This window comes from Xenorhabdus innexi (assembly GCF_002632485.1).
GTDB lineage: Bacteria > Pseudomonadota > Gammaproteobacteria > Enterobacterales > Enterobacteriaceae > Xenorhabdus > Xenorhabdus innexi.
Genome location: NZ_NIBU01000018.1, coordinates 1 through 24113 on the forward strand (window position 1 = coordinate 1; position 24113 = coordinate 24113).

Annotated in this window: 22 protein-coding genes, 1 pseudogene and 1 riboswitch; of the genes and pseudogenes, 9 read left to right on the top strand and 14 right to left on the bottom strand. The window is 43.8% G+C overall.

Features of this window, described 5'->3' with window-relative positions:
• A pseudogene (locus Xinn_RS09305) lies at positions 1-218 on the top strand (zinc ribbon domain-containing protein); the annotation flags it as partial.
• A gap of 240 nt (positions 219-458) precedes the next feature.
• Here the strand turns inward: Xinn_RS09305 and Xinn_RS09310 are convergent.
• Entirely contained in the window at positions 459-1733 is a 1275-nt protein-coding gene (locus Xinn_RS09310) for a bifunctional O-acetylhomoserine aminocarboxypropyltransferase/cysteine synthase (protein ID WP_086953714.1), read from the bottom strand.
• A gap of 42 nt (positions 1734-1775) precedes the next feature.
• On the opposite strand from Xinn_RS09310, the gene Xinn_RS21985 reads away from it, so the two are divergent.
• Positions 1776-1919, top strand: coding sequence for a hypothetical protein (locus tag Xinn_RS21985; protein WP_169923559.1), 144 nt, complete (start codon positions 1776-1778; stop codon positions 1917-1919).
• A gap of 109 nt (positions 1920-2028) precedes the next feature.
• Here the strand turns inward: Xinn_RS21985 and dusC are convergent, their stop codons facing one another.
• Both dusC and rhlE read right to left on the bottom strand, forming a co-directional pair.
• A complete protein-coding gene (gene dusC, locus Xinn_RS09315; protein ID WP_086953715.1) occupies positions 2029-3000 on the bottom strand; it encodes a tRNA dihydrouridine(16) synthase DusC in 972 nt (323 codons plus the stop codon).
• A gap of 3 nt (positions 3001-3003) precedes the next feature.
• Entirely contained in the window at positions 3004-4341 is a 1338-nt protein-coding gene (gene rhlE, locus Xinn_RS09320) for an ATP-dependent RNA helicase RhlE (protein WP_086953716.1), read from the bottom strand.
• Positions 4342-4614: 273 nt separating this feature from the next.
• Here rhlE and Xinn_RS09325 point away from each other — a divergent pair, with 273 nt between their 5' ends.
• From Xinn_RS09325 to Xinn_RS09350, 6 genes are all read left to right on the top strand, one after another.
• Positions 4615-5292, top strand: a complete 678-nt coding sequence (locus Xinn_RS09325; protein WP_086953717.1) for a CerR family C-terminal domain-containing protein — start codon at positions 4615-4617, stop codon at positions 5290-5292.
• Between the two features lie 49 nt (positions 5293-5341).
• Positions 5342-6346, top strand: a complete 1005-nt coding sequence (hlyD, locus tag Xinn_RS09330; protein WP_086953718.1) for a secretion protein HlyD — start codon at positions 5342-5344, stop codon at positions 6344-6346.
• Positions 6347-6354: 8 nt separating this feature from the next.
• Positions 6355-8106, top strand: a complete 1752-nt coding sequence (locus Xinn_RS09335; RefSeq protein ID WP_086953719.1) for an ATP-binding cassette domain-containing protein — start codon at positions 6355-6357, stop codon at positions 8104-8106.
• Positions 8103-9287 carry an ABC transporter permease gene (locus Xinn_RS09340; RefSeq protein WP_086953720.1) on the top strand — a complete coding sequence of 395 codons (1185 nt, stop codon included), beginning with the start codon at positions 8103-8105 and terminating at the stop codon, positions 9285-9287. The genes Xinn_RS09335 and Xinn_RS09340 overlap by 4 nt, the downstream gene beginning before the upstream one ends.
• Before the next feature lie 13 nt (positions 9288-9300).
• Positions 9301-10407, top strand: a complete 1107-nt coding sequence (locus Xinn_RS09345; RefSeq protein ID WP_086953721.1) for an ABC transporter permease — start codon at positions 9301-9303, stop codon at positions 10405-10407.
• Positions 10408-10761: 354 nt separating this feature from the next.
• Positions 10762-11787 (top strand): hypothetical protein, encoded by a 1026-nt coding sequence (locus tag Xinn_RS09350; protein ID WP_086953722.1) that lies wholly within the window; start codon positions 10762-10764, stop codon positions 11785-11787.
• Between the two features lie 389 nt (positions 11788-12176).
• Here the strand turns inward: Xinn_RS09350 and Xinn_RS09360 are convergent, their stop codons facing one another.
• The 6 genes from Xinn_RS09360 to moaA all read right to left on the bottom strand — a co-directional run bounded on the left by Xinn_RS09360 (position 12177) and on the right by moaA (position 16037).
• Positions 12177-12662 (bottom strand): NUDIX domain-containing protein, encoded by a 486-nt coding sequence (locus Xinn_RS09360; RefSeq protein WP_086956456.1) that lies wholly within the window; start codon positions 12660-12662, stop codon positions 12177-12179.
• 191 nt (positions 12663-12853) lie between these two features.
• Entirely contained in the window at positions 12854-13564 is a 711-nt protein-coding gene (locus Xinn_RS09365) for a Bax inhibitor-1/YccA family protein (RefSeq protein ID WP_086953723.1), read from the bottom strand.
• Positions 13565-13762: 198 nt separating this feature from the next.
• Positions 13763-14224 (bottom strand): molybdopterin synthase catalytic subunit MoaE, encoded by a 462-nt coding sequence (gene moaE, locus Xinn_RS09370; RefSeq protein ID WP_086953724.1) that lies wholly within the window; start codon positions 14222-14224, stop codon positions 13763-13765.
• A gap of 2 nt (positions 14225-14226) precedes the next feature.
• A complete protein-coding gene (gene moaD / locus Xinn_RS09375) occupies positions 14227-14472 on the bottom strand; it encodes a molybdopterin synthase sulfur carrier subunit (RefSeq protein WP_086953725.1) in 246 nt (81 codons plus the stop codon).
• A 13-nt stretch (positions 14473-14485) separates the two neighbouring features.
• The gene (gene moaC, locus Xinn_RS09380) at positions 14486-14965 is read right to left on the bottom strand and encodes a cyclic pyranopterin monophosphate synthase MoaC (RefSeq protein WP_086953726.1); all 480 of its coding nucleotides are present in this window, start codon (positions 14963-14965) and stop codon (positions 14486-14488) included.
• Positions 14966-15044: 79 nt separating this feature from the next.
• Positions 15045-16037, bottom strand: a complete 993-nt coding sequence (moaA, locus tag Xinn_RS09385; protein ID WP_186435689.1) for a GTP 3',8-cyclase MoaA — start codon at positions 16035-16037, stop codon at positions 15045-15047.
• Positions 16024-16217, bottom strand: a riboswitch (molybdenum cofactor riboswitch). It overlaps the preceding gene by 14 nt.
• A gap of 278 nt (positions 16218-16495) precedes the next feature.
• Here moaA and Xinn_RS09390 point away from each other — a divergent pair.
• A complete protein-coding gene (locus Xinn_RS09390) occupies positions 16496-17404 on the top strand; it encodes a gluconeogenesis factor YvcK family protein (protein ID WP_086953728.1) in 909 nt (302 codons plus the stop codon).
• Between the two features lie 102 nt (positions 17405-17506).
• Here Xinn_RS09390 and uvrB read toward each other — a convergent pair whose 3' ends face one another.
• The 5 genes from uvrB to bioB all read right to left on the bottom strand — a co-directional run bounded on the left by uvrB (position 17507) and on the right by bioB (position 24026).
• The gene (uvrB, locus tag Xinn_RS09395) at positions 17507-19540 is read right to left on the bottom strand and encodes an excinuclease ABC subunit UvrB (RefSeq protein WP_086953729.1); all 2034 of its coding nucleotides are present in this window, start codon (positions 19538-19540) and stop codon (positions 17507-17509) included.
• Positions 19541-20356: 816 nt separating this feature from the next.
• Positions 20357-21055, bottom strand: a complete 699-nt coding sequence (gene bioD / locus Xinn_RS09400) for a dethiobiotin synthase (protein WP_086953730.1) — start codon at positions 21053-21055, stop codon at positions 20357-20359.
• Positions 21045-21848: a malonyl-ACP O-methyltransferase BioC gene (gene bioC / locus Xinn_RS09405; protein WP_244590177.1), complete on the bottom strand. Its 804-nt coding sequence runs from the start codon at positions 21846-21848 to the stop codon at positions 21045-21047. Before bioC ends, bioD begins: the two co-directional genes overlap by 11 nt.
• Positions 21832-22986: an 8-amino-7-oxononanoate synthase gene (bioF, locus tag Xinn_RS09410; protein WP_086953732.1), complete on the bottom strand. Its 1155-nt coding sequence runs from the start codon at positions 22984-22986 to the stop codon at positions 21832-21834. The genes bioC and bioF overlap by 17 nt, the downstream gene beginning before the upstream one ends.
• Positions 22986-24026, bottom strand: coding sequence for a biotin synthase BioB (gene bioB / locus Xinn_RS09415; RefSeq protein WP_086953733.1), 1041 nt, complete (start codon positions 24024-24026; stop codon positions 22986-22988). The genes bioF and bioB overlap by 1 nt, the downstream gene beginning before the upstream one ends.
• Positions 24027-24113 lie beyond the last annotated feature (87 nt).

A 24113-nucleotide genomic window follows, 5' to 3' on the forward strand; every position in this document is an offset into this window, starting at 1 on the left:
ACTTGTCATTGTTGCGGTCATAAAACGGAAGATATGCCTTTGTCGGTTCGTCAGTGGGATTGTCCATCTTGTGGCACTATGGATATAGACCGCGACTTAAACGCGGCTCTCAATATCCGTGATAAAGGCATTCTGGAATTAAAGGCGGCTGGACGGTCGTTTCTGCTTATGGAAGCTGCGTAAGTCTCGATACTATCGAGCAACGGCTAACGAAATAAGAAGCATCGCCCGATAGGGTGGTGAGAAGTCACATAATAATCTCAACCTTAAACTTATGGATGCTCAGAGTGGGGAGATTATGAATCCTACTGAGTGGAAAAATAACCCGGATATTATAATAATATGAATTCTATATGCCTGCTGAAGATCGAGTTGCATCTAAATTTCATCATTGAACCCCCGATGACATACATAATTATGTCACCGGGGTTACCGTAGGATGAGAGCGGCTATTTAAATTATTTTGCCTTATCCAATGCCTGTGCCAGATCTGCAATAATGTCATCACTGTGTTCGATTCCGATGGATAAGCGGATCAAATCCCGTGCTGCTCCGGCTTTTATCAATTCTTCTTCATTTAATTGGCGATGAGTTGTGGATGCAGGGTGACAGGCCAGTGATTTTGCATCACCAATATTAACCAAACGTGTAATAAGTTGCAGGGCATCAATAAAACATATCGCTGCTTTTTCCCCTCCCTCAATCCCGAAAGACAGGATAGCAGAAGGCTTACCATTCATATAACGAACAGCCAGATCGTACTCAGGGTGTGTCGCTAATCCTGCATATTTAACCCAGGAAACCTGAGGATGTTGCTCCAGATACTGAGCAACTTTCAGGGCATTTTCAGTATGGCGTTCCATACGAAGAGCTAGTGTTTCAAGCCCCTGTAGGATCAAAAAGGTATTAAAAGGGGAAAGTGCCGCACCAGTACTGCGTAGTTGTCCGACTCGGCAGCGCGCAATAAATGCCGCAGCGCCAAAATGTTCGAGATAATTTATACCATGATAAGAAGGGTCTGGTGTATTTAAAACTGTAAAACGATCCTGATGCGCTATCCAGGGAAATTTGCCAGAATCAACCACTATTCCACCAATAGAATTCCCATGACCGCCAATATACTTGGTCAGAGAGTGGATAATAATATCTGCCCCATGTTCAAACGGACGACATAAATAGGGTGTTGCAACTGTATTATCGACAATTAGTGGAATACCATGCCGATGAGCAATATCAGCAACTGCCCGGATATCAACAATATTTCCACTTGGATTGGAGATCGTTTCACAAAAAACAGCTTTGGTTTTTTCATCAATCATCGCTTCAAGAGCAGTAAGATCGTCATGATCAACGAAGCGCACTTCAATCCCGATATTCGGGAAATGATGTGCCATTAAGTTATAAGTTCCACCATACAATTTTGCTACAGAAACAATGTTATCGCCCAGACCGGTAATTGTCTGAATAGCATAGGTGATTGCAGACATACCAGAAGCAACAGCAAGCGCACCCACTCCACCTTCTAGAGCAGCGATACGTTTTTCCAGTACATCATTGGTCGGGTTCATAATGCGGGTGTAAATGTTGCCTTCAACTTTTAAATCAAATAAATCAGCGCCGTGTTGTGAATCATCGAAAGCATAAGACGTTGTCTGATAGATAGGGACTGCAACAGCTTTGGTGGTAGGATCAGGAGAATAACCGGCATGAACGGACAGTGTTTCTAATTTCATTGTCATTTCCTTCATTGAATTACAAAGTAAGGTCATAATGAAATGGACACTTCTCCAGACTGGTTTCAGCACTCTATGATGAATACATCAGCAGAATATAAAGAAGTGCCCCATGGAACAAATTACCGGATTTGTGACAATGCAACTGAAGAAGCCATCAACTCGGACGATTTGCCCATGAAATAAAAAACAAGCAACCCTCAATATGTAGCATCTTTCAGAATAGGGAACAATAACGATAATATAATAATCGCTTATCATTGTGGAAACTGATCGATAGGTGAAAATACGTTAACTATGCCAATATATTATCATTTACATATATATCGCTCTCTACGGCTCGAGCAATAACTTCAGCTATAACCGATGAAGTTTTTAATGCCCTGATTTGCATAAATAACTCATCAGCTTCATTGTATTCTCTGCGTAGATAACCCAGCCATTGCTTAATACGGGCAACATGATATAAACCGGTATCCCCCTGTTTTTCCAAAAGAGTATACTTCAGCAATAACCGGAGCACTCCATGCCACGGCATTTTCGGTTCATTAAATTTAATCACACGGCTTAAATTAGGCACATGCAGTGCACCACGGCCAATCATCACAGCATCACATCCGGTGACTCTGATACATTCCTGTGCACTGTGCCAGTCCCATATTTCACCATTTGCAATAACCGGAATGGTCAGGCGACGGCGGATCTCGCCAATCGCCTGCCAATTTATGCGTTCTGCTTTATAGCCATCTTCTTTGGTACGTCCGTGTACAACCAGCTCAGTTGCACCTGCCTGCTGAACAGCATCTGCAATCTCAAACTGACGGCTGCCGGAATCCCACCCCAGACGGACTTTGACGGTAACCGGTAATTCTGCTGGCACAGCTTCCCGCATGGCTTTGGCTCCACGGTAGATAAGCTCAGGATCTTTCAATAATGTGGCTCCCCCGCCATTACCATTAACGGTTTTAGAAGGACAGCCACAATTTAAATCAATTCCCCACGAACCCAACTCCACCGCTCTGACTGCATTTTCAGCCAGCCATGACGGATCTTGCCCTAAAAGCTGTATCCTGACCGGTGTTCCCGATGGTGTCCTGCTTTGGCGATACAGTTCAGGACACAAGCGATAAAAAGACCTTACTGGCAGTAAACTATCAACTACTCGCAGGAATTCCGTAATACAGAGATCATAATCGTTGACCTCACTCAGCAATTCCCTGACCAGTGAATCCAGAACACCTTCCATCGGAGCCAGCAAAACGCGCATTGATTACTCTCCTGCTACCGCTTTAGCTGGCCTGCGCTGGCGAGGTTTCTGTGATGAGGTATTTTTTGCCCAGACACTCTTATTGTTGCGTGGGTGCCCCTGATTTTGTCGGTTAGCGCCTTGTTTATCGTTGGCACGCTGACCCCGGGGCTGACTACTGCGCCCGTTGCGACCATTCTGAATAGGCTCTGCTTTAATCGAAGGGTCGGGTTCATAGCCGGGTGTAGTGATACGCGGAATTTCCCGTTTCAGCAGGCGTTCAATATCTTTCAATAACTTATGTTCATCAACGCAGACCAGAGATATTGCCTGCCCGGTTGCTTCTGCACGACCGGTACGGCCGATACGATGCACATAATCTTCTGCAACATTCGGTAACTCATAGTTAACAACATGAGGTAGCTGATCGATATCCAACCCACGGGCAGCAATATCCGTTGCAACTAACACCCGTATCTGCCCGCTTTTAAAATCAGCCAATGCACGGGTTCTGGCTCCCTGACTTTTATTGCCATGAATAGCTGCCGCAGTAACACCGTCTTTATTAAGCTGCTCTGCCAAACGGTTTGCACCATGTTTAGTACGGGTAAATACCAGTACCTGCTGCCAGTCCTGACGACCAATCATATAAGAAAGCAATTCTCCTTTGCGTTTCTTATCGACAAAATGAACAGCCTGTTCAATCTGTTCAGAAGCTGAATTGCGGCGGGCAACTTCTACACTGACCGGATCACGCAGCAATTTATTGGCAAGATTTTTGATTTCATCCGAGAATGTTGCTGAAAATAGCAGATTCTGACGTTTGGCAGGCAGTTTATTCAGAACCCGGCGAATATCGTGAATAAAACCCATATCCAACATGCGATCCGCTTCATCCAGAATCAGAATTTCAACGTGAGACAGATCTACGGCATTTTGGTGTTCTAAATCCAGCAAACGCCCCGGTGTAGCAACTAAAATATCGACTCCACCACGCAATTTCATCATTTGCGGATTGATACTGACCCCGCCAAATACCACAAAAGAGCGCAGACGGAGATATTTGCTGTAATTGCGGACATTTTCCCCCACTTGTGCCGCCAGCTCGCGGGTTGGTGTCAGGATTAAAGCCCTGACCGGACGACGCCCTTTAGATTGAATGGGGGATTCACTCAATAACTGTAAGACAGGCAAGGTAAAACCCGCTGTTTTCCCCGTTCCGGTCTGGGCGCTCGCCAACAGATCTTTACCGGACAACACGACAGGAATTGCCTGTTGCTGAATAGGGGTAGGCTCTGCGTATCCCTGTTCTTCAATGGCACGCAAAATATCAGCCTTCAAGCCGAGTGACTCAAAATTCATAAATAAGAAATACTCCAGACTTCACCATTCCTGATATCAATTCAGGGGCAGTTTTATGGGAAGAGAAAAGACGCGATAAACCGCATAGAAATTACATAAACTGCAATGCACCATAGGAGCGGCATTATAACAGATATGTTTTTTCAAACAGCATGCAACGTAGGTAAATTTATGTCATCTTTACATCAGGTTGCTTTAGTTTTAAAGTTAATCACACGATTGATTTATTTATAACCATTTTTTACTGGTTCTTATCACAGGATATTTTCCAATATGGCAGCAAAAACGGCTCAAACTTCACGAGGCGAACAGGCTAAACAGCAACTTCTTGAATCCGGGTTAGAGATCTTTGGTAAATTAGGTCTGGAAGGCGCAACCACCCGCAATATCGCCCAACACGCAAAACAGAACATTGCTGCCATTGCTTATTATTTTGGTTCTAAAGAAGGGTTATACCTTGCAGTCGCACAACATATTGCAGACAGACTGAAAGCCGAATTTTCCCAGTTGATTGAGTCTATTGACCAATTCTTTATCACCATACCTCAACCTTATCCGCAAGATCGAATACTGGCATTTATTCATCAGGGGCTGATTAGCTATAACCATCTTATTTTCGATAAAAGCAGCCTTAATCTCAGCCGCATTATATCACATGAGCAATTAACCCCTACAGAGGCTTATAGCGTTATCCATGAACAGGGGCTTGCTCCGATTTATTCCCGTCTGAATAAACTGATCGCCCATTATATCGGGGCTGATGAAGGCAAAGTTTCCACCCAAATCCACACACATGCCTTATTAGGGGAAATTCTCTCTTTCCGGTTGGCGCGAGAAGCACTATTACGTCAGACCGGTTGGGATAATATCAGTACCAGAGAATACGAGTTAATTAATCAGGTTTTAACTCAGCATATTAATATATTACTGAATGGCCTGAAGGAAAAATAACCCAACGCAGTACGACCTGAAAATTTAATAATGCATAAAGGATAGTAGTATGAACACTAAAAAGTTTGCTCTTGTCCTGTTAGCGATCATCATTATTACTGGTGTCATTGGTATTTACTATTATCAGGAGCGAAATGACAAAGAATTAACCCTGTATGGCAATGTTGATATCAGAACGGTCAACCTTGGGTTTCGGGTCAATGGCAAACTGGAAACCCTGCAAGTGGATGAGGGAGACACCATCACCGAAGGCCAGCTTCTGGGTCAGCTCAATAATTCCCCTTTTATCAACGCACTGAATCAGGCAAAAGCCAATCGCGATGCTGCCAGAGCAAACCTGATCAAAGCAGAAGCGGGTTATCGTTCGGAAGAAATTGCGCAGGTACGCGCTGAAGTCGCCCAGAAAGAGTCAGCATTCCGCTTTGCTGACAGCTTTCTGAAACGCCAGCAGGAATTATGGCAACGCAAAATGATTGCCGCCAACGATCTGGAAAATGCCAGAACAGGGCAACGTCAGGCATTGGCAGCTTATCAGGCAGCGAAAGATAAATTACGTCAGTTTGAAGCCGGAAATCGTAAAGAAGATATAGCATCTGCCAAAGCCCAGTTTGCTCAGGCTGAAGCAGCGGTTGCTCAGGCTGAACTCAATTTACAGGATACTCATCTTATTTCCCCCTCCTCTGGGGTTATTCTTACCAGAGCGATTGAGCCGGGAACTATTCTGGCCGCCGGAAATACTGTTTTTACGCTATCACTGACTCATCCTGTCTGGATCAGGGCGTATATTGATGAGCCTAATCTCAGTCAGGCAACAGCTGGGCGGGATATCCTGATTTATACTGATGGACGAAAAAATCAGCCTTACCACGGCAAAATCGGTTTTGTTTCCCCGACCGCTGAATTTACCCCGAAAAATGTTGAAACTCCCGACTTAAGAACAGACTTGGTTTATCGCCTGCGTATTATTGTCAGTGACCCTGATGCAGGGTTAAAGCAAGGAATGCCCGTTACGTTACGCTTTACTGATTCACGTTTTACAGACACGAAAAAGTAGGCGCTAATATGACCAGTTCAGCCTATACAATAAAACTGAACGGTGTGGAAAAGACGTTCCCGGGATTAGAAATTCCGGCCGTATCGCGGCTAAATGCAGAACTGTTCGGAGGTTCTGTAACCGGGCTTGTCGGCCCGGATGGCGCCGGAAAAACCACACTGATACGAATGTTGGCCGGGTTACTGAAACCGGATAACGGCAATATTGAAATCATGGGGCTAGACCCTATTAAAAACAGTGTCGAGGTTCGTTCTAAACTGGGTTATATGCCACAAAAGTTTGGTCTGTATGAAGACTTAACCGTGCAGGAAAATCTCAATTTATATGCGGATCTACATGGTGTACTTGGCGACGCACGGCAATCCACTTTCCAAAAGCTACTGACTTTCACTGAGTTAACCCGCTTTACCGGCAGATTAGCAGGCAAACTTTCCGGTGGAATGAAACAGAAATTGGGGCTTGCCTGTACATTGGTCGGCAGCCCGCAAGTCTTATTGCTTGATGAACCCGGCGTCGGTGTCGATCCTATTGCCCGGCGGGAATTATGGCAAATGGTGCATGAACTGGCTTCCGATGGAATGCTGATTCTATGGAGCACCTCTTATTTAGATGAGGCTGAACTTTGCCCTGATGTTTTATTAATGAATCAGGGGGAGTTACTTTATCGCGGTCAGCCGCAGCAACTCACTCAAGGCATTGCCGGGCGATCTTTTCTGCTTGATATCGAACCGGATATCCGCCGGAAAACCCTGCAACATGCACTCACCTTGCCACAAGTTACCGATGGCGTGATTCAGGGTCGATATCTTCGCCTGATATTAAAAGCCGATGCTGACCACACTGAGCTACTCCAACAAATAGGAATGCCCGGCATAAATATTCTGGATGCCGAACCGCGTTTTGAAGATGCCTTTATCGATCTCTTGGGTGGCATCCCTTCCCGCCGCTCCGAATTGGCAGAAATCATGCCGCAGATCCCGCCCAATCCGACAGAAACTGTAATAGAAGCCCGTAATCTGACAAAAAAATTCGGCGATTTTGCCGCGACCGATCATGTGAACTTTCAGGTGAAACGTGGTGAAATCTTCGGTTTGCTGGGGCCTAACGGAGCCGGAAAATCGACGACATTCAAAATGATGTGCGGGTTAATGCTCCCGACGCATGGTAATGCGTTAGTGCTGAATATGGATTTAAAAACCGGTTCAGGTCAGGCACGCCAGCATCTTGGTTATATGGCGCAAAAATTCTCACTCTATGGTGATTTAACCGTGGAACAAAACCTGAAATTCTTTTCCGGTGTTTACGGTTTAAATGGTCGTCATCAACAGAAAAAAATGGCAGAAATGATCAGCGCTTTTAGTCTGAAGCCCATTCTGCATCAAACCACCGACAGCCTGCCGCTCGGTTTTAAACAGCGCCTGGCCCTTGCCTGTGCCCTGATGCATGAGCCGGATATTCTGTTTCTGGATGAGCCGACTTCAGGAGTTGATCCTCTGACCCGCCGCGAATTCTGGCTGCATATCAACGGCATGGTGGATAAAGGTGTTACTGTGATGGTCACAACACATTTCATGGATGAAGCAGAGTATTGTGACCGTATCGGGCTGGTTTTTCGAGGAAAATTAATTGCTACAGGTACTCCCGATGAATTGAAAAAACAGATATCAACCACTGACCGCCCTAATCCTTCAATGGAAGATGTTTTTATCGATCTTGTAGTTAATTACGATCCAGTTAACGACGATAAGGAGCCGCAATGAGTCGCAATGAACGAAACAATGCTGATCCTGATCAAATTCATCCGCACCCAAAAGTAGCCGGTTTTTCATGGCTACGCTTAAAAGCACTTTGTATTAAAGAAAGTAAACAGATTATCCGCGATCCCAGCAGTACCTTAATTGCCGTTGTTATTCCTCTTATGCTGCTGTTTATCTTTGGCTATGGCATTAACCTTGATTCCAGCAAACTGCGTCTCGGGATTCTGATGGAGCAACAAAGCAAAGATGCTCAGGAATTGGTTCATGCGTTTACAGGCTCACCTTATATTGATGCCACGATCAGCAATAATCGCCAGCTTTTGATCAATAAAATACAGGCTGGTGAAATTCGCGGCATTATTGTCATACCGGTTAACTTTGATGCGCAGCTTGCCCGAATGGGTGATTATGCTCCCATTCAGGTGATCACAGATGGCAGTGAACCGAATACAGCCAATTTTGTGCAGGGCTACGCTAAGGGCATCTGGCAAATCTGGTTGCAGCAGCGAGGGCAAAATCAGGGCATATCAACAACACCATTGATTGATATGCAGATCCGCTACTGGTTTAACCCGGCAGCAATCAGCCAGCACTTCCTAATTCCCGGTGCGATTTCAATTATTATGACAGTCGTTGGTGCAATCCTTACTTCTCTGGTGGTCGCACGTGAATGGGAGCGGGGAACAATGGAAGCTCTTTTATCCACTCAGGTTACCCGAACCGAATTATTACTTTCCAAATTACTGCCCTATCAGGTGCTCGGTTCTTTCGTGATGGTGCTTTGCATGGTCTTTGCCGTCTTTATTATGGGTATTCCTTACCACGGTTCACTCTGGATACTGGCTTTAATTTCCAGCCTCTATCTCGCCACCGCGTTGGGCATGGGGCTATTTATCTCAACAGTCACCCGCAATCAATTTAATGCCGCCATGATTTCGCTGAATGTTGCTTTTTTACCCGCCATTATGCTCTCTGGTTTTGTCTTTGAAATAAACAGTATGCCGGTTCTGATTCAGATAGTGACTTATATTGTTCCTGCCCGTTATTTTGTCAGTGGCTTACAGACGTTATTTTTAGCAGGTGATATCGGCACTGTTTTAATGGTCAATTTACTGTTTTTAATTGCCAGTGCCATCGTGTTTATTGGCCTGACTGCATGGAAAACCCGCCGACATCTGGATTAAGAAGGAAAGCGCAATGTTTCATCGGCTCTATACACTTGTCATGAAAGAATTACAGTCTCTCCTGCGAGATCCTCAGACACGGGCCACGCTAATCTTACCCGTTCTATTTCAGATGATCCTGTTCCCGTGGGCTGCAACACTGGAAGTTAAAAATGCCACTATTGCGATTTTCGACGAAGATAAAGGACAGGCTTCCATTGAATTGACTCAGCGACTGGCGAAGTCGAAAGCCTTTCCTGAGGTCATTATGCTGAACAATTCGCAAGAGATCCGCCCGACATTGGATAACCGTGATGCGCTGCTGTTGGTTCGTTTTCCGCAAAATTTCAGTGCCCACATTGCCAGCCACACACCGACTTCAATTCAGGTTCTGCTCGACGGACGCAACTCAAACAGTGCGCAAATTGCTGCTAACTATCTTCAACAGATTGTGATGAGCTATCAGAAAGAGCTACAGGGTAATACTCAGGGATTCAATAACAGCGAACTGATCATCCGTAACTGGTATAACGCCAATCTGGATTATAAATGGTTTGTCGTTCCCTCTCTGGTTGCCATGATCACAACTATTGGTGTACTTATTGTTACCGCCCTTTCCGTAGCTCGCGAAAGAGAACAGGGAACACTGGATCAATTGTTGGTTTCCCCTCTGACCACATGGCAGATCTTCATTGGCAAAGCCATTCCTGCATTAGTTGTAGCAACGGTTCAGGCCAGTATTGTTTTGTTAATCGGGATATTGTGTTACCAAATTCCCTTCTCCGGCTCATTACTACTCTTTTATGGTTGTATCCTGATTTATGGGTTGTCGCTGGTCGGGTTTGGTCTGCTTATCTCAGCCATTTGTTCAACTCAACAACAAGCTTTTATTGGTGTTTTTGTCTTTATGATGCCCGCTATTCTGCTCTCTGGTTATATTTCTCCCGTTGAGAATATGCCGGTTTGGTTACAGGATATAACGTGGATCAACCCAATTCGGCACTTTACTGACATCACTAAACAGATTTATTTAAAAGGTGCTGATTTTTCAGTTATCTGGCAGAGCTTATGGCCTTTGCTGGTGATTATTGTCACAACAAGCGGAATTGCTTACCGGTTGTTTCGAAGTAAGATTGCCTGATGGCAAAGAAGCCGCCGAATAACTATTTTTCTACCCTATTAATTGATACGCGGATTTTTCCTTCTACACTAAATAAGAAGGGTGAATATTTTCGTCTTTTTCTTTTATAGCCTTCACCTTTCAGAGCGCCGCTTTATTGGCAGTGATTGCTCACCCTAACCATTGTAGCTTTTATCTATGTCTTCAAAGATTCATGCACTTGTCGTTGCAACATAACTGTTTCCTCAGCTAAGTGACCAATAGCATAAGAATATAATTAAAGAAGATTCATTCATATTTCCATCTGTTATACAAGAAGTTAAAACCAATTTTATTATTACAAATAACAACACCGTAATCTAAGGGGATAGCTTTATGGATAATATTAAAAAAATTTATCAACCTTCTGATTGGCATGGATTAAATAATATTAAAATAGAACTTTTTCACATGAAAGAAGGTAATAGCACTAATATATTTGCTAACTCAAGAAATAGAGTTGCTGTGATTATTCAAGTACAACCAACTGATCATTCAGGAAATCCAATCTCTATTTCGAGAGAATTCATTTCAGAACACATTTACCTTGTTGACTATAATACAGAAGAAAAACTTATTTATAATGCACAAGAAGATGATAACTTTACTTGGTCATATACCAATGAACCCAACGAGTTTACAGTAGTATCAGAAAATTCATCGGGTATTAAACAACAACATGATAAAACAGAAAATAGTGTGATTTTTTATGTATATTGCTCCCCCAGAGCGAAGAATAAAATTAAACAAATAGCTGTATCAGTTAAGACTCCAAAAGGTAAATATACTACAGCTCATCAGGAAAAAGAGGGGGCATTCATCCAATTAACACCGAATAATGAAATACATTATCACATGTCCGATCTAGATATAAATGAAGTACTTGTCGCAACTCATCAAGAATGGGATGACACCTTCTTCTGGAATCAACTCAATACCTATGTATCTCTTAAACCCAATGATCAGCATGGGAAACTGGATATTATAAAATTAGAAAATTTCGGCGGCCCACTCGATTCAGTTCATCAACTCTATCATATAAGCCCTGGATATTTCCGTTATTATGCACATTTTCTTTGGTCATTAGGTGAATATACAACTGTATCTGTGGGCAATACTAAGTGGTTTAATTTAGATATAAAACATCCTATAGATATAGAAATTAGACAAATAGCTAATGCTCTTTGTTTTACCGTCATTTTTATGGGATTCGATTCTATTGGTAAAACACACGATACTTGGTACAACATGTATATAAGTATCTATGACCAATTCGGTAATAATGGCGTGTTTGATGTCGTACCGAATAATGACAACCACCAAGAAAAACTTAAAGTTCACCTTGAAGATCATGGAATATAGAGTAATCATTAACTATTCTTTCTATATTAAGAACAAGATCTGATCGCCAATTTTTTATTCTTATACTAACCTGAATTCTGGATAAGAAATTGGCGTGATACCTGTTCAGCAAGCTACGTTTTGGTGAACACTGAAAACAGCTCGGGAAAAAGAAGATTTAAGACTGCTTGCTTCAAACTAGGTAACAAACTGATTAACGACCAAATATTACTCAGTTTTTCGAATCGGGGGAAATCAGTTCCCACTTGCCAAACAACGTTAAACCCGAAGCGTTTGCCAATGCTAAAGATGCTGAATTATCGACTTGGCATCGGTATTGAGGTTCATATCCCTGCGAATAAGCAAATTTACTGATAGTACGCACCACTTTTCTGGCGTGGCCTTTGCTTCTAATTCACATCCCCTAAATAGATAGGAAAATCAGAGGAAAAATGCTTTTCTGCAATCAGAGTACGTAGAGCGGCGGGAAATAATGGCAGGTTTATAACATCCTCCAAATTGATCCATTGAGCACCTATTTGATCCCTATCTGCATTGATATCCAGGTTATGGATATCAGGATTTTTATCAGCAAGAGAAGAAAGAAAAACTAATTCGGTTTGATGAACATCTTTATCAAACTCAGCAAATTCATGATTGTTTCCTATATATTCTCTAACAAATACCAACCGTTCAGGTTCAATCTCGTATGTTGTCTCTTCAAGACATTCCCTAATCAATGTTTGAGTCAATGTTTCTCCAAACAATTGTCCTCCCCCCGGCAGGGTATACCATTCATCGGAATCCGATTTATATCTGATGAGTAGGATCTGGTTGTCGTGAATAATGATAGCTTTTGCTGAAATACGAATAGTGGCAGTACTGCTTTGATTCACAAATAATACTCCGATAAAAGCGCGTATTTGTGTCCCACACTCATCACACACTTATTCTTTTCCAATGACCTGTTTTTAAGGCCAGTTATTTAAAGTATTAGCTGAAAAATAGGTAAATAAATTTGGCAAAAAGGCCCTGTCTGACAGAGCCTTTGATATATCAGGACAACAAGAAAATTGTTAGTCAGTGATTAACGACGATCGCCCAGAATGCGCAGCAGCATCAGGAACAGGTTGATAAAGTCCAGATACAGTGTTAATGCGCCAGTGATAGAGTATCTGCGCATGTTTTCTTTATCGTTAACATCCAGCTCTGCACCCATTTCTTTCAGTTTTTGAGTGTCATAAGCAGTCAGGCCAGCAAAAACCAGAACACCGATATAGGTAATTGCCCACATCAGCGCCGGACTTTTCAGCCAGATATTGACCAGAGAAGCCAGAACGATACCAATCAGGCCCATAAACAGGAAGCTTCCCATACCACTCAGGCTACGCTTGGTCGTGTAACCATAAACGCTCAGCGCACCAAACATTGCCGCCGAGATGACGAAAGTACTGGCAATAGAACCCGTGGTATAAGCCACAAAAATGCTGGATATCGTCAGGCCGGTCAGCATGGAATAGAGCATAAACAACCCGGTCGCTACTGCTCCACTCATTTTATGCACCAGACCAGACAACACAAACACCAGTGCAAGTTGTGCAATGACCAGACCATAAAACACGATGGAATTACTGAAGATGGCATCTCGTATTTCGGGAGTATTTGCTACATACCAGGCAACAAATGCGGTTAACAACAGACCACAGGTCATCCAGCCATAGACCTGTGCCATATAAGTTTGTATACCTGAGCCAGCTTGCTGGACAATCGAACCATTGGAACGTTGATATCGGTCCATGACGAGTACCTTTTATGACAATGTTGAAGGGGTTAGATTGTTTAATAGTAAACAATCTGTTTCAAGTGCTATACATTAGCATAGAACATGAACAAAACCATCTGCCAATTAATCACAATTTTAGTGATATATTATTTATCTACTCAGTTTTAGATACAGTTCGCAAAAGGCTTTATCACTCTATTTTAAGATGTTATCTCATGAAATTAACCAACGGCCTGCCGCTTCTTGATCGCTATCTCTTGCTTCCACCCACCGTTCGCCATTATTAAGAGATTCTTTTTTCCAGAATGGAGCCTGAGTCTTTAAATAATCCATCAGAAATTCGGCGGCAGTAAAAGCCGCACTACGATGAGCACCTGTTACGCCAACAAAGACAATTTCGTCTCCCGGATATAACTTCCCGATACGGTGAATGATGCTGACTTGTTGTAATGGCCAGCGCTGGCGGGCTTCATCAACGATTTTATGCAACATGTTTTCTGTCATCCCCGGATAATGTTCCAGAGTCAGAGCCTGAACGTTATCCCCCAAATTGTGATTACGAACTTTACCCGTAAAAGTCACAATTGCGCCATCTTCATCAGATTGCGCCAGCCATTGGTATTCCTCACCGACGTTAAATACCGCTTGCTGGATACAGATTCGTGTCTTTTCCATATTTATCCTCCGGTGACCGGCGGAAAAAATGCTACTTCATCACCATCATTCAGCGGGTGATCTGTATGAACAAAGGATTGGTTCACGGCTGCCAGCAATTTGCCATCCTCCAATGCCAGTTTCCAGCGCTCACCTTTTTCAAGTAATGACCTGCGAAGGTGAGCCACTGTCGGATAGTCATTCGGTAATTCAAGAGAATCTGTGCCTACCAATTCCCGTACCTGAGCGAAAAACAGAACTTTTATCATTCTTTCACCTTGCTTACTCTTCTGCCTTAAAGTGCCCTGATTTTCCGCCGCTTTTTTCCAGCAGACGTACCGGCCCGATAACCATATCTTTTTGCACTGCTTTGCACATATCATAAATAGTCAGTGCAGCAACGGAGGCGGCTGTCAGCGCTTCCATTTCTACTCCGGTCTTCCCTGTCAGGCGGCAGCAGGATTCAATTCTGACCCGATTGTGTTCAGTTTGTGCTTCTAATTGAACTTCGACTTTGCTGAGTAATAACGGGTGGCACAGTGGTATTAATTCCCAAGTCCGTTTTGCGGCCTGAATTCCGGCAATACGCGCGGTTGCAAAAACATCCCCTTTATGATGATCGCCGGAAACAATCATCGCCAGTGTTTCAGCCTGCATTTGGACAAAGGCTTCTGCTCTGGCCTCCCGTATAGTTTCCGCTTTGACAGAAATATCCACCATATGGGCTTCGCCCGATGTATTGATATGCGTTAATTGAGACATTTTCACTCCTGAAAAATATACCCTCAGTCTTTCAAGTTTCCGTGATGTGACTCGAAACCCATTGGGTATTAATTATGCTTTAACCACCAATGAAAGAAAGATTAGGGGTAATACCACTATCCCCCTGATGCAAAAAGTGAGTTTCACGCTTATGCCTCAACCCACCCTGAATACGTAATTTCAAATCGTTGAGAGATGCGTCATCAAACAACAAATCACGCAATGGAATGCCCTGTTCACCAAACAAACATAGATGAAGATTACCAATGGCAGAGACACGCAGGCGATTGCAGCTTTGGCAGAAATTCTTTTCATACGGCATGATCAGGCCAATTTCACCCTGATAATCCGCATGTCTGAAAACCTGAGCCGGGCCGTCACTACGTTCCCGTTGTTGTAGTTGCCAGCCCTGCTGAAGTAAGCGCGTGCGTATTACATCACCGGAAAGATGATAGCGCCGAAAGTGTTCACTACCTTCTCCGGTTTCCATCAGCTCAATAAAGCGCAATTGAATCGGGCGGTGTTTTATCCAGTCAAGGAACGCTGGCAGGCTGGTATCATTAATATTTTTCATCAGTACCGCATTCACTTTGACGGTGCTGAAACCTGCTTCCAAGGCGGCATCAATGCCACGCATAATCTGAAAGAATTTATCCTGCCCGGTAATAGCATAAAACTGACGAGGGTCAAGACTATCCACACTCACATTAAGCGCTGTAAGCCCGGCCTCTTTCCAGCGGGTAACATCGCGCTCCATCCGATAGCCGTTGGTCGTAACAGCAATTTTTTTAATCTGCGGATTTTCATGCACTGCGGCTATAATGTCGCAAAAATCACGACGCATAGTAGGTTCTCCGCCCGTCAGACGTATTTTTTCTGTGCCTAATTCCGCAAAAGCACGGCTAACCCGGCGGATCTCGGGCAAGGTGAGAAATGATTTATTAGATTGATTGCTGTCAGGCTGGTAGCCGTTGGGCAGACAGTATGTGCAACGAAAGTTGCATACATCAGTAACCGATAACCTCAAGTAATAAAACTTGCGGGAAAATGTATCGATAAGTTGTTCCACTATAACACCTTCCAATCATGGGGGATGCGGGCATTTCTGCCTTGCACCCTGGTGACTCGGGAGCCACGGCCAAAGCATCATATCGATATGGTATTAATTTGATAGAACTCTATTTATAGAATCAATTAATAAAAATTTATACAACAAAGACTTAGATGCAGAGGCTAGGGGTTGGTTTCAAATTTGATCATCATATTAATCACGACATATATGACCAAACCTGATTGTGGATTCTACCCCTTAAATTAAAAAAAAGCTAACGACAACCCCGATATATATTTTACTATACAAAGGGTTACAAAAATTCATCAATATCAGCCTGTGTCACTATTCACACTGCTTACATTCTGAAATACCTGATAAAAATCGCATAAAATCATGACGATTGCTAAAATAATCATATTTTATGGTAGATTACATAAAATTTATTCAAGTACATTTAATTCAGTAACAGGAATCCTATGCGAAACCGAACATTAGCCGATTTGGATCGTGTGGTTGCCCTTGGTGGTGGTCACGGACTCGGGCGTGTCATGTCTTCTCTCTCCTCTCTTGGTGCCCGCCTGACTGGTATTGTCACAACAACGGATAATGGAGGCTCGACCGGAAGAATAAGGCGCTCAGAAGGCGGGATCGCCTGGGGTGATACCCGAAATTGCCTTAATCAGCTGATCACTGAGCCGACTATTGCTTCAGCTATGTTCGAATATCGATTCGGTGGTAGTGGCGAGTTGGCCGGGCATAATCTGGGCAACTTAATGTTAAAGGCGTTAGACCATTTAAGCGTCCGCCCGCTTGAGGCAATTAACCTGCTCCGCAATCTGCTGAAAGTAAATGCGCATTTGATCCCGATGTCCGAACAGGCTGTTGACTTAATGGCGGTGGATGCTCAGGGCAATGAAGTGTATGGAGAAGTGAATATCGATAAGCTGGATTGTGTTCCCAAAAAGCTAATGCTTTATCCTCATGTTAATGCCACCAAAGAAGCACTGGAAGCGATTGAACAGGCTGATTTGATCCTGATAGGCCCGGGCAGTTTCTTTACCAGCCTGATGCCATTATTGTTACTGGAAGATTTAACCCAGTCCCTGCGACGCAGTAATGCCAATATGATTTATATTGGTAATTTAGGCAAAGAACTCAGCCATGCTGCGGCAGACCTTTCGTTGAAAGAAAAACTGGAGATGATAGAAAATACCATCGGCCGCAAAATGATCAGTGCCATTATTGTTGGCCCACGCACGGATATCAGCCAGCTAGATGATCGGATTGTTACACAGCAGATTTTGGAAGCACAGGATATTCCTTATCGCCATGATCGTGAATTATTACGGCAGGCAATAGAAGATACGCTGCAAAAACTGGGTTAATAATAGTTTATTGATTAGCACTGTTATTATTATTCAAAGCTATTTCACCAATGGAGAGTATGTTATTTCACTCTCCATTCCAGTTAACTATTGGTCATTATCTCAGGAATTAGCGATAAACTGTGTTCTCAAGGCCTGAACCTGATCGCGCATATTAGCTGCCTGTTCAAATTCAAGATCACGGGCATACTGATACATTCTTTCTTCCAATTCGCGGATTTTATTCTCCAGTTCTTTTGCAGATAATTTATGAAAATCATCAGCCGCCAAGTCAGATTTACTTCTATTTTTGGTTCTGCTTTTTCCTTTACCGTTAATCGGCTGACCAAGTTGCAGGATATCGCCAATTTTTTTATTCAACCCTTTTGGTACGATACCGTTTTCTTCATTAAATGCCTGCTGTTTAGCCCGGCGACGCTCGGTTTCATCAATGGCTTTTGCCATAGAAGCAGTAATTTTGTCACCATACAGAATCGCTTTACCATGCAAATTACGGGCTGCACGCCCAATTGTCTGAATGAGGGAGCGTTCTGAACGAAGAAAGCCCTCTTTATCAGCATCCAGAATTGCCACCAAAGAGACTTCCGGCATATCCAGACCTTCACGCAGCAAGTTGATACCCACCAACACATCAAACTCACCGAGACGCAGATCCCGAATAATTTCTACCCGCTCAACAGTGTCAATATCAGAGTGAAGGTAACGCACCCGCTCCCCGTGTTCTTCCAGATATTCCGTTAAATCCTCAGCCATACGCTTCGTCAGCGTGGTGACTAATACCCGTTCATTTTTAGCGGCCCGGATACGGATTTCAGACAGCAGATCATCCACCTGAGTTGCGACCGGACGAACTTCAACTTCAGGATCAATCAGACCGGTTGGGCGCACCACCTGTTCAATCACTTCATTACCAGATTTTTCCAGTTCATAGTTGCCGGGTGTGGCTGATATATAAATGGTTTGTGGTGCGAGTGCCTCAAACTCTTCAAAGCGCATCGGACGGTTATCCAGTGCTGATGGCAACCGAAAACCATATTCCACCAGCGTTTCTTTGCGGGAACGGTCTCCCCGGTACATACCACCAAGCTGTGGGATAGTGACATGGGATTCATCTACCACCAGCAAACCATCCGCAGGCAGATAGTCAAATAAAGTCGGAGGGGGTTCACCCGGTGCACGACCGGATAAATAGCGGGAATAGTTTTCAATCCCGGAGCAATACCCCAGTTCATTCATCATTTCGAGATCAAATTGCGTCCTCTGAGTGATGCGCTGCTCCTCCAGTAACTTATCTGAAGCCAGAAGAACTTTACGCCTGTCATCCAGCTCAATTTTGATCTCTTCTATTGCCTGAAGAATACGCTCACGAGGTGTGACATAGTGTGTTTTCGGGTAGACCGTATAACGGGGAACGTTGTACTGAACCTGACCCGTCAGGGGGTCAAACAGGGAAAGACGTTCAACTTCATCATCAAACAGTTCAACACGCAACGCATGTTCATCAGATTCTGCCGGGAAAATATCAATGACTTCACCACGCACACGGAATGTTCCCCGCTGGAACGCCTGATCATTGCGCGTATATTGCAGTTCAGCCAGACGACGCAGGATAGAACGCTGATCGATCAACATGCCATTTGTCAGATGAAGCATCATTTTCAGGTAGCTATCAGGGTCACCCAACCCATAAATAGCGGAAACAGAGGCCACCACAACCACATCTCTTCGCTCCAGCAGAGCTTTGGTTGCAGACAAACGCATCTGTTCAATATGTTCGTTTACAGAGGCATCTTTTTCGATAAAAGTATCGGAGCTGGGAACATAGGCTTCAGGTTGGTAATAATCGTAATAAGAAACGAAGTATTCGACAGAATTCTCTGGAAAGAACTCCTTCATTTCGCTATAGAGCTGGGCTGCCAGTGTTTTATTGGGTGCCAGAACCATGGTTGGCCGGTTCATATTTGCGATGACATTGGCTATGGTGAACGTTTTCCCTGAACCCGTGACCCCTAATAATGTCTGATGGGCAAGACCGTCCTCCAGCCCATCCTGTAATTTGCGGATGGCTTCTGGCTGGTCACCACCAGGTTCGAAGTCAGAATGCAACCTGAATACTTTATTCGTTTCTTTACTCATCTTCCACCCGATAACATTGCACGGCTTTATCCTTTCTCTCTCAGGTTATATACCCTTCGTCTTTCAAACTATTTCTTTGTTGGCTGCATTCACTCACCCCAGTCACATAGTTATCTATGCTCCCGGGGATTCATTCCCTTGCCGCCGCGATGCAACTTGAAATTCATTGGTTATAGCCCGAAAACACACAGGATATATAGGCTAACCAAAACGCCCTTATAATACTGGATAAAAAAACAGCTTCAAGTGGATGAGCAAAATAATCTTGCCGCTCCGCTCAAAAAACAGCATCTGACAAAAAACAACCAATAATACATATCACGCAAAGTTATATTAACTCTTCGGTAACATTATATAAGTCTATTTTTATCCCCAGATAGCCGTTTTGTTTTTTTTATTTTCGTATTAGTTACTGAAATGATAATGCAAAGAATGACAAAGAAATACTGAAAGGAATTGATTTTATATAACCATTTAATTTTGAATGAAAAAAAATCAAAGTAGAGAATAACAGCAAATCTTGCGCAAGCCGCGTATTATCTTGTGTCAGGCCACTTGTCTAAACCTAATACACAAGGTTATCCACAGGAACAGTGGATAACTCAACAAATCCTATTAACTATACGAAGTTGCGGAGTTATCCCCTATTGTGAATTTTCTCAATAATGGCGTGTTTTCATGCTATTTTAGAATTGATTTACGTTATTTTTTGTTCAAAAACAGGACAAAAATTACCAAAAAAGAGTAGATTCTATACTAATATTTCAGTTAGCTTACTAATCCCTAAAGGAATTTTAACTAACATTATTCAAACAGCTAGTTAACCAATAAATCAATGTTTATATATTTCCCTATATTACTGCCTATTCCATGACATTCAGCCTCGATGCCACTCATATGGGGGATAACGCCAAGTAGGTGAGCTGGGATCATTCTCTTCAATGTTGCCAGATATTCAGCCTGCCGACTGCCGGGCAGTTCAATTTCATTAGCAACCCAACCGGCTAATTTCAGCCCTGAATCCTGTATTGCTTTTGCTGTCAACAAAGCATGATTAATACAGCCTAATTTTATGCCTACCGTCAATATTACGGGCAGTTCCTCCTGAATCACCCAGTCGGCAAAAGTACTGTTCTCTGATAGCGGTGTATACCAGCCTCCGGCTCCCTCAATTAACACCCAGTTTGCTTTTGCTGATAATGTAGTCAGCCCCTGAGACATGACAGAAAACTCAATAGGCTGATTAAGTTCAGCGCTGACGATGTGAGGAGATGTCGGTTCAATAAAGGCTAGCCGATTCACCTCCTGATAAGTGAGAGGGACTGAACTGTTATGCAATAAAGCCAGCGCATCCCCGTTACGTATACCTTCGGCAGTGAGTTCACTACCTGATGCCACTGGTTTATAACCCGCAGTCTGATAACCTTTTTCATGAGCTGCCTGTAATAATGCACAACTGACAACCGTTTTACCCACTTCAGTATCAGTTCCGGTAAGAAAGTATTTACTTGTCACAATAAATGACTCCAAAAACAATTTGATAGCTTAATAGATAATCCCCATTATTTTTGGGATATGCTGCTGAAAGCGCACTCATGCGTTTTCTTGTCATCAGCCCTTGCTGCCGTCCATGATGAAGGTGCGTAGCACCAATGCCTTTTAGCGAATTTAATAAAGGCAATAATTGCGGATAACGCTGATTATATTGCTGATGTCTGATTTGATGCCGATAAGGCTGACATGCGTCTGCAATGGTCTGCAAAGGCAGAAACTGGTTAATGTGCCGGTAATCATCAATATGTTTCCATGCTGTTTCCAGCTCCCATAGCGATCCTTGTGCCAGAGTGGAAAATAGGATCAGCCCACCGGGGCGGGTTACTCGATGAAATTCCTGCAATACCCGGGGCAGTTCATTGCACCATTGCACCGCTAAATTGCTGAAACAGACATCAACACTGTTATCAGCCAGCCCCAGATTTTCGATATCCCCTTGCAGATAATAATCAGCAGCCTGTAACCCTTTGGCATGGCTTAACATTCCGGCTGCCAAATCCAGCGCAATAACCCGTTTACCCTTCTGTTTCCAGCGTTTACTGAAAAAACCTGTCCCACAGCCAGCATCCAATATCCGGTTACCGATATCTTCTGACTGTACCATTTTCATCAGATATTCACCGGTTTGTTGCTGTAGTTTTGCCACAGCATCATAGCGGGCAGCCGCTTTACCAAAAGCACCTGCGATTGCCTGTTTGTCAACTCGACTCTTATCAATTCTGTTTTTATCAACATCGCTAACTGTCAGATCCACGCAGTGCCTCCAGTAATACATCAATATCCCGTTGGGTGTGATTCGCAGTCAGCGTGATACGTAAGCGGGCACTGTCCGGCGCTACTGTCGGTGGCAGTATTGCTTTTACCCATAGGTTCTGTTGCTTGAGTCTCTCGGATAATGTGATGCACCGTTCATTACTACCGATGATCACGGGTTGAATAGCGGTTTCAGAATCCGTCAGCACAAAAGAGAGGTTTTGTGCTTCACGACGAAAATAACGGATATTATTTTGCAGACGCTGGCGCAATTCATCTCCCTCACGAATTTGGCGCATGGCTGCGGAAAGCGCAACCGCCTGAGCCGGTGGCATAGAAGTGCTGTAAATCAAGTGCCGGGAATATTGGAGAAAGTATTCTGCGGACGTTGCATCACACAGTACCGCCGCACCACTCAAACCAAATGCCTTACCAAAAGTAACGATTAAAATCTCCGGCTTAACATTCTGCGACCAACAGCTTCCTCTTCCCTCATCACCATAAATTCCGATACCGTGGGCATCATCAACCATCAGCCAACAGTTTGCAGATTGCGCCTGTCGGGCAATTTCACCCAGTGGTGCACAATCCCCATCCATACTAAAAACACCTTCTGTCACTACCAGTGTTTTGCCTGTACACGATTTTTCCAAATACTGTTTCAGAGAATCCGGATTATTATGCAGAAAGCGCCTGAGCTGCGCTGGTGAATGTATGGCTGCTTCCATCAGAGACGCATGGCTCAGGCGGTCGGCAATAATGCGATCTTCTTTTTCCATCAGAGCCGTTATCACCCCCTGATTAGCTGAATAGCCGGAAATAAACAGTAAAGCTCGGGAATAGCCAAGCCACTCCGCCAGTTGCTGTTCCAGTGTATGATGAGCTGAGGTATATCCCGTTACATGCCCCGAACCACCACTACCAACACCATACTGTTCAGCACCTTGTTGCCACGCAGCAATAATCTCTGGATGTTGACTCAACCCAAGATAATCATTGCTGGAAAAGTTCAGATATTGTTGTCCGTCAGAAGCGTACAAAAACCGCCCGTTTGAGCATTGATGAATTTGCCTGCTGCGCCATAAGGATGTGCCCCGACGTTCGGCCAGCCGTCGGGAAAGAGAATCTGACCAGTTCATCATATTGCCGCATTATAGAATTGTTCGTTGTCAGTATTATTGATGATGGCTTCTGTCAGATGCTGTTGCTGCTGTTTGTCACCAAATGCGGTTTTTGTCTGCTGAGGGTTGATGCCTAACCGACGGAACAGTTGTAAATCTTTGTCTTCGCCCGGATTCGGCGTTGTCAGTAATTTGCAGCCATAAAAAATAGAGTTAGCGCCTGCCATAAAGCACATGGCCTGTGTCTGTTCATTCATCTGCTCACGCCCCGCCGATAAGCGGACATACGATTTCGGCATCATAATACGCGCCACGGCAATAGTGCGGATAAAGTCAAATGGATCGACTTCTTCATTATTCTCCAGCGGAGTCCCTTTCACTTTTACCAGCATATTAATGGGGACACTTTCCGGCGGCATCGGCAGGTTTGCCAGTTGCACCAACAGCGCAGCACGGTCACGAATTTCCTCTCCCAATCCGACAATACCGCCTGAACACACTTTAATACCTGCGTCTCTGACATTTTCCAACGTATCAAGTCTGTCCTGATAACTGCGCGTAGTAATGATGTTGCCGTAAAATTCCGGTGAGGTATCCAGATTATGGTTATAATAATCCAGCCCAGCTTCAGCCAGACGCTCTGCCTGAGACGGGTTCAGCATTCCCAGTGTCATGCAGGTTTCCATACCCAGTGACTTCACTTCTTTAACCATTTTTTCCAGATAAGGCATATCCCGTTCATGTGGGTTTTTCCATGCTGCTCCCATACAAAAGCGAGTCGAGCCTGCCTTTTTAGCTTTATGGGCAGATTCGATAACTTTCTCCACTTCCATCAGGCGCTCTTTTTCCAGACCGGTTTTATAACGGGAACTCTGTGGACAATATTTACAATCTTCCGGGCAGGCTCCCGTTTTTATTGAAAGGAGTGTACTGACCTGAACCTGCTGCGGATCAAAGTGCTCACGATGTACCTGTTGTGCCTGAAACAGTAATTCAAAAAAAGGCTGATCAAACAGAGCCTGAGCCTGCTTGAGACTCCATTGCTGACGTTCACTCACAATAACTTCTCCAGTACGAACTAGTAAAAAATAGTACGAAATAAAAGTTGTCAGTTTAAATAACGCCGCTATCATGTCAACTAAAAC

Excerpts from the sequence above, each read along its gene's own strand:
- Xinn_RS09310 (WP_086953714.1), bottom strand. The coding sequence starts at position 1,733 with ATGAAATTAGAAACACTGTCCGTTCATGCCGGTTATTCTCCTGATCCT.
- Xinn_RS21985 (WP_169923559.1), top strand. The coding sequence starts at position 1,776 with ATGGACACTTCTCCAGACTGGTTTCAGCACTCTATGATGAATACATCA.
- dusC (WP_086953715.1), bottom strand. The coding sequence starts at position 3,000 with ATGCGCGTTTTGCTGGCTCCGATGGAAGGTGTTCTGGATTCACTGGTC.
- rhlE (WP_086953716.1), bottom strand. The coding sequence starts at position 4,341 with ATGAATTTTGAGTCACTCGGCTTGAAGGCTGATATTTTGCGTGCCATT.
- Xinn_RS09325 (WP_086953717.1), top strand. The coding sequence starts at position 4,615 with ATGGCAGCAAAAACGGCTCAAACTTCACGAGGCGAACAGGCTAAACAG.
- hlyD (WP_086953718.1), top strand. The coding sequence starts at position 5,342 with ATGAACACTAAAAAGTTTGCTCTTGTCCTGTTAGCGATCATCATTATT.
- Xinn_RS09335 (WP_086953719.1), top strand. The coding sequence starts at position 6,355 with ATGACCAGTTCAGCCTATACAATAAAACTGAACGGTGTGGAAAAGACG.
- Xinn_RS09340 (WP_086953720.1), top strand. The coding sequence starts at position 8,103 with ATGAGTCGCAATGAACGAAACAATGCTGATCCTGATCAAATTCATCCG.
- Xinn_RS09345 (WP_086953721.1), top strand. The coding sequence starts at position 9,301 with ATGTTTCATCGGCTCTATACACTTGTCATGAAAGAATTACAGTCTCTC.
- Xinn_RS09350 (WP_086953722.1), top strand. The coding sequence starts at position 10,762 with ATGGATAATATTAAAAAAATTTATCAACCTTCTGATTGGCATGGATTA.
- Xinn_RS09365 (WP_086953723.1), bottom strand. The coding sequence starts at position 13,564 with ATGGACCGATATCAACGTTCCAATGGTTCGATTGTCCAGCAAGCTGGC.
- moaE (WP_086953724.1), bottom strand. The coding sequence starts at position 14,224 with ATGGAAAAGACACGAATCTGTATCCAGCAAGCGGTATTTAACGTCGGT.
- moaD (WP_086953725.1), bottom strand. The coding sequence starts at position 14,472 with ATGATAAAAGTTCTGTTTTTCGCTCAGGTACGGGAATTGGTAGGCACA.
- moaC (WP_086953726.1), bottom strand. The coding sequence starts at position 14,965 with ATGTCTCAATTAACGCATATCAATACATCGGGCGAAGCCCATATGGTG.
- Xinn_RS09390 (WP_086953728.1), top strand. The coding sequence starts at position 16,496 with ATGCGAAACCGAACATTAGCCGATTTGGATCGTGTGGTTGCCCTTGGT.
- uvrB (WP_086953729.1), bottom strand. The coding sequence starts at position 19,540 with ATGAGTAAAGAAACGAATAAAGTATTCAGGTTGCATTCTGACTTCGAA.
- bioF (WP_086953732.1), bottom strand. The coding sequence starts at position 22,986 with ATGAACTGGTCAGATTCTCTTTCCCGACGGCTGGCCGAACGTCGGGGC.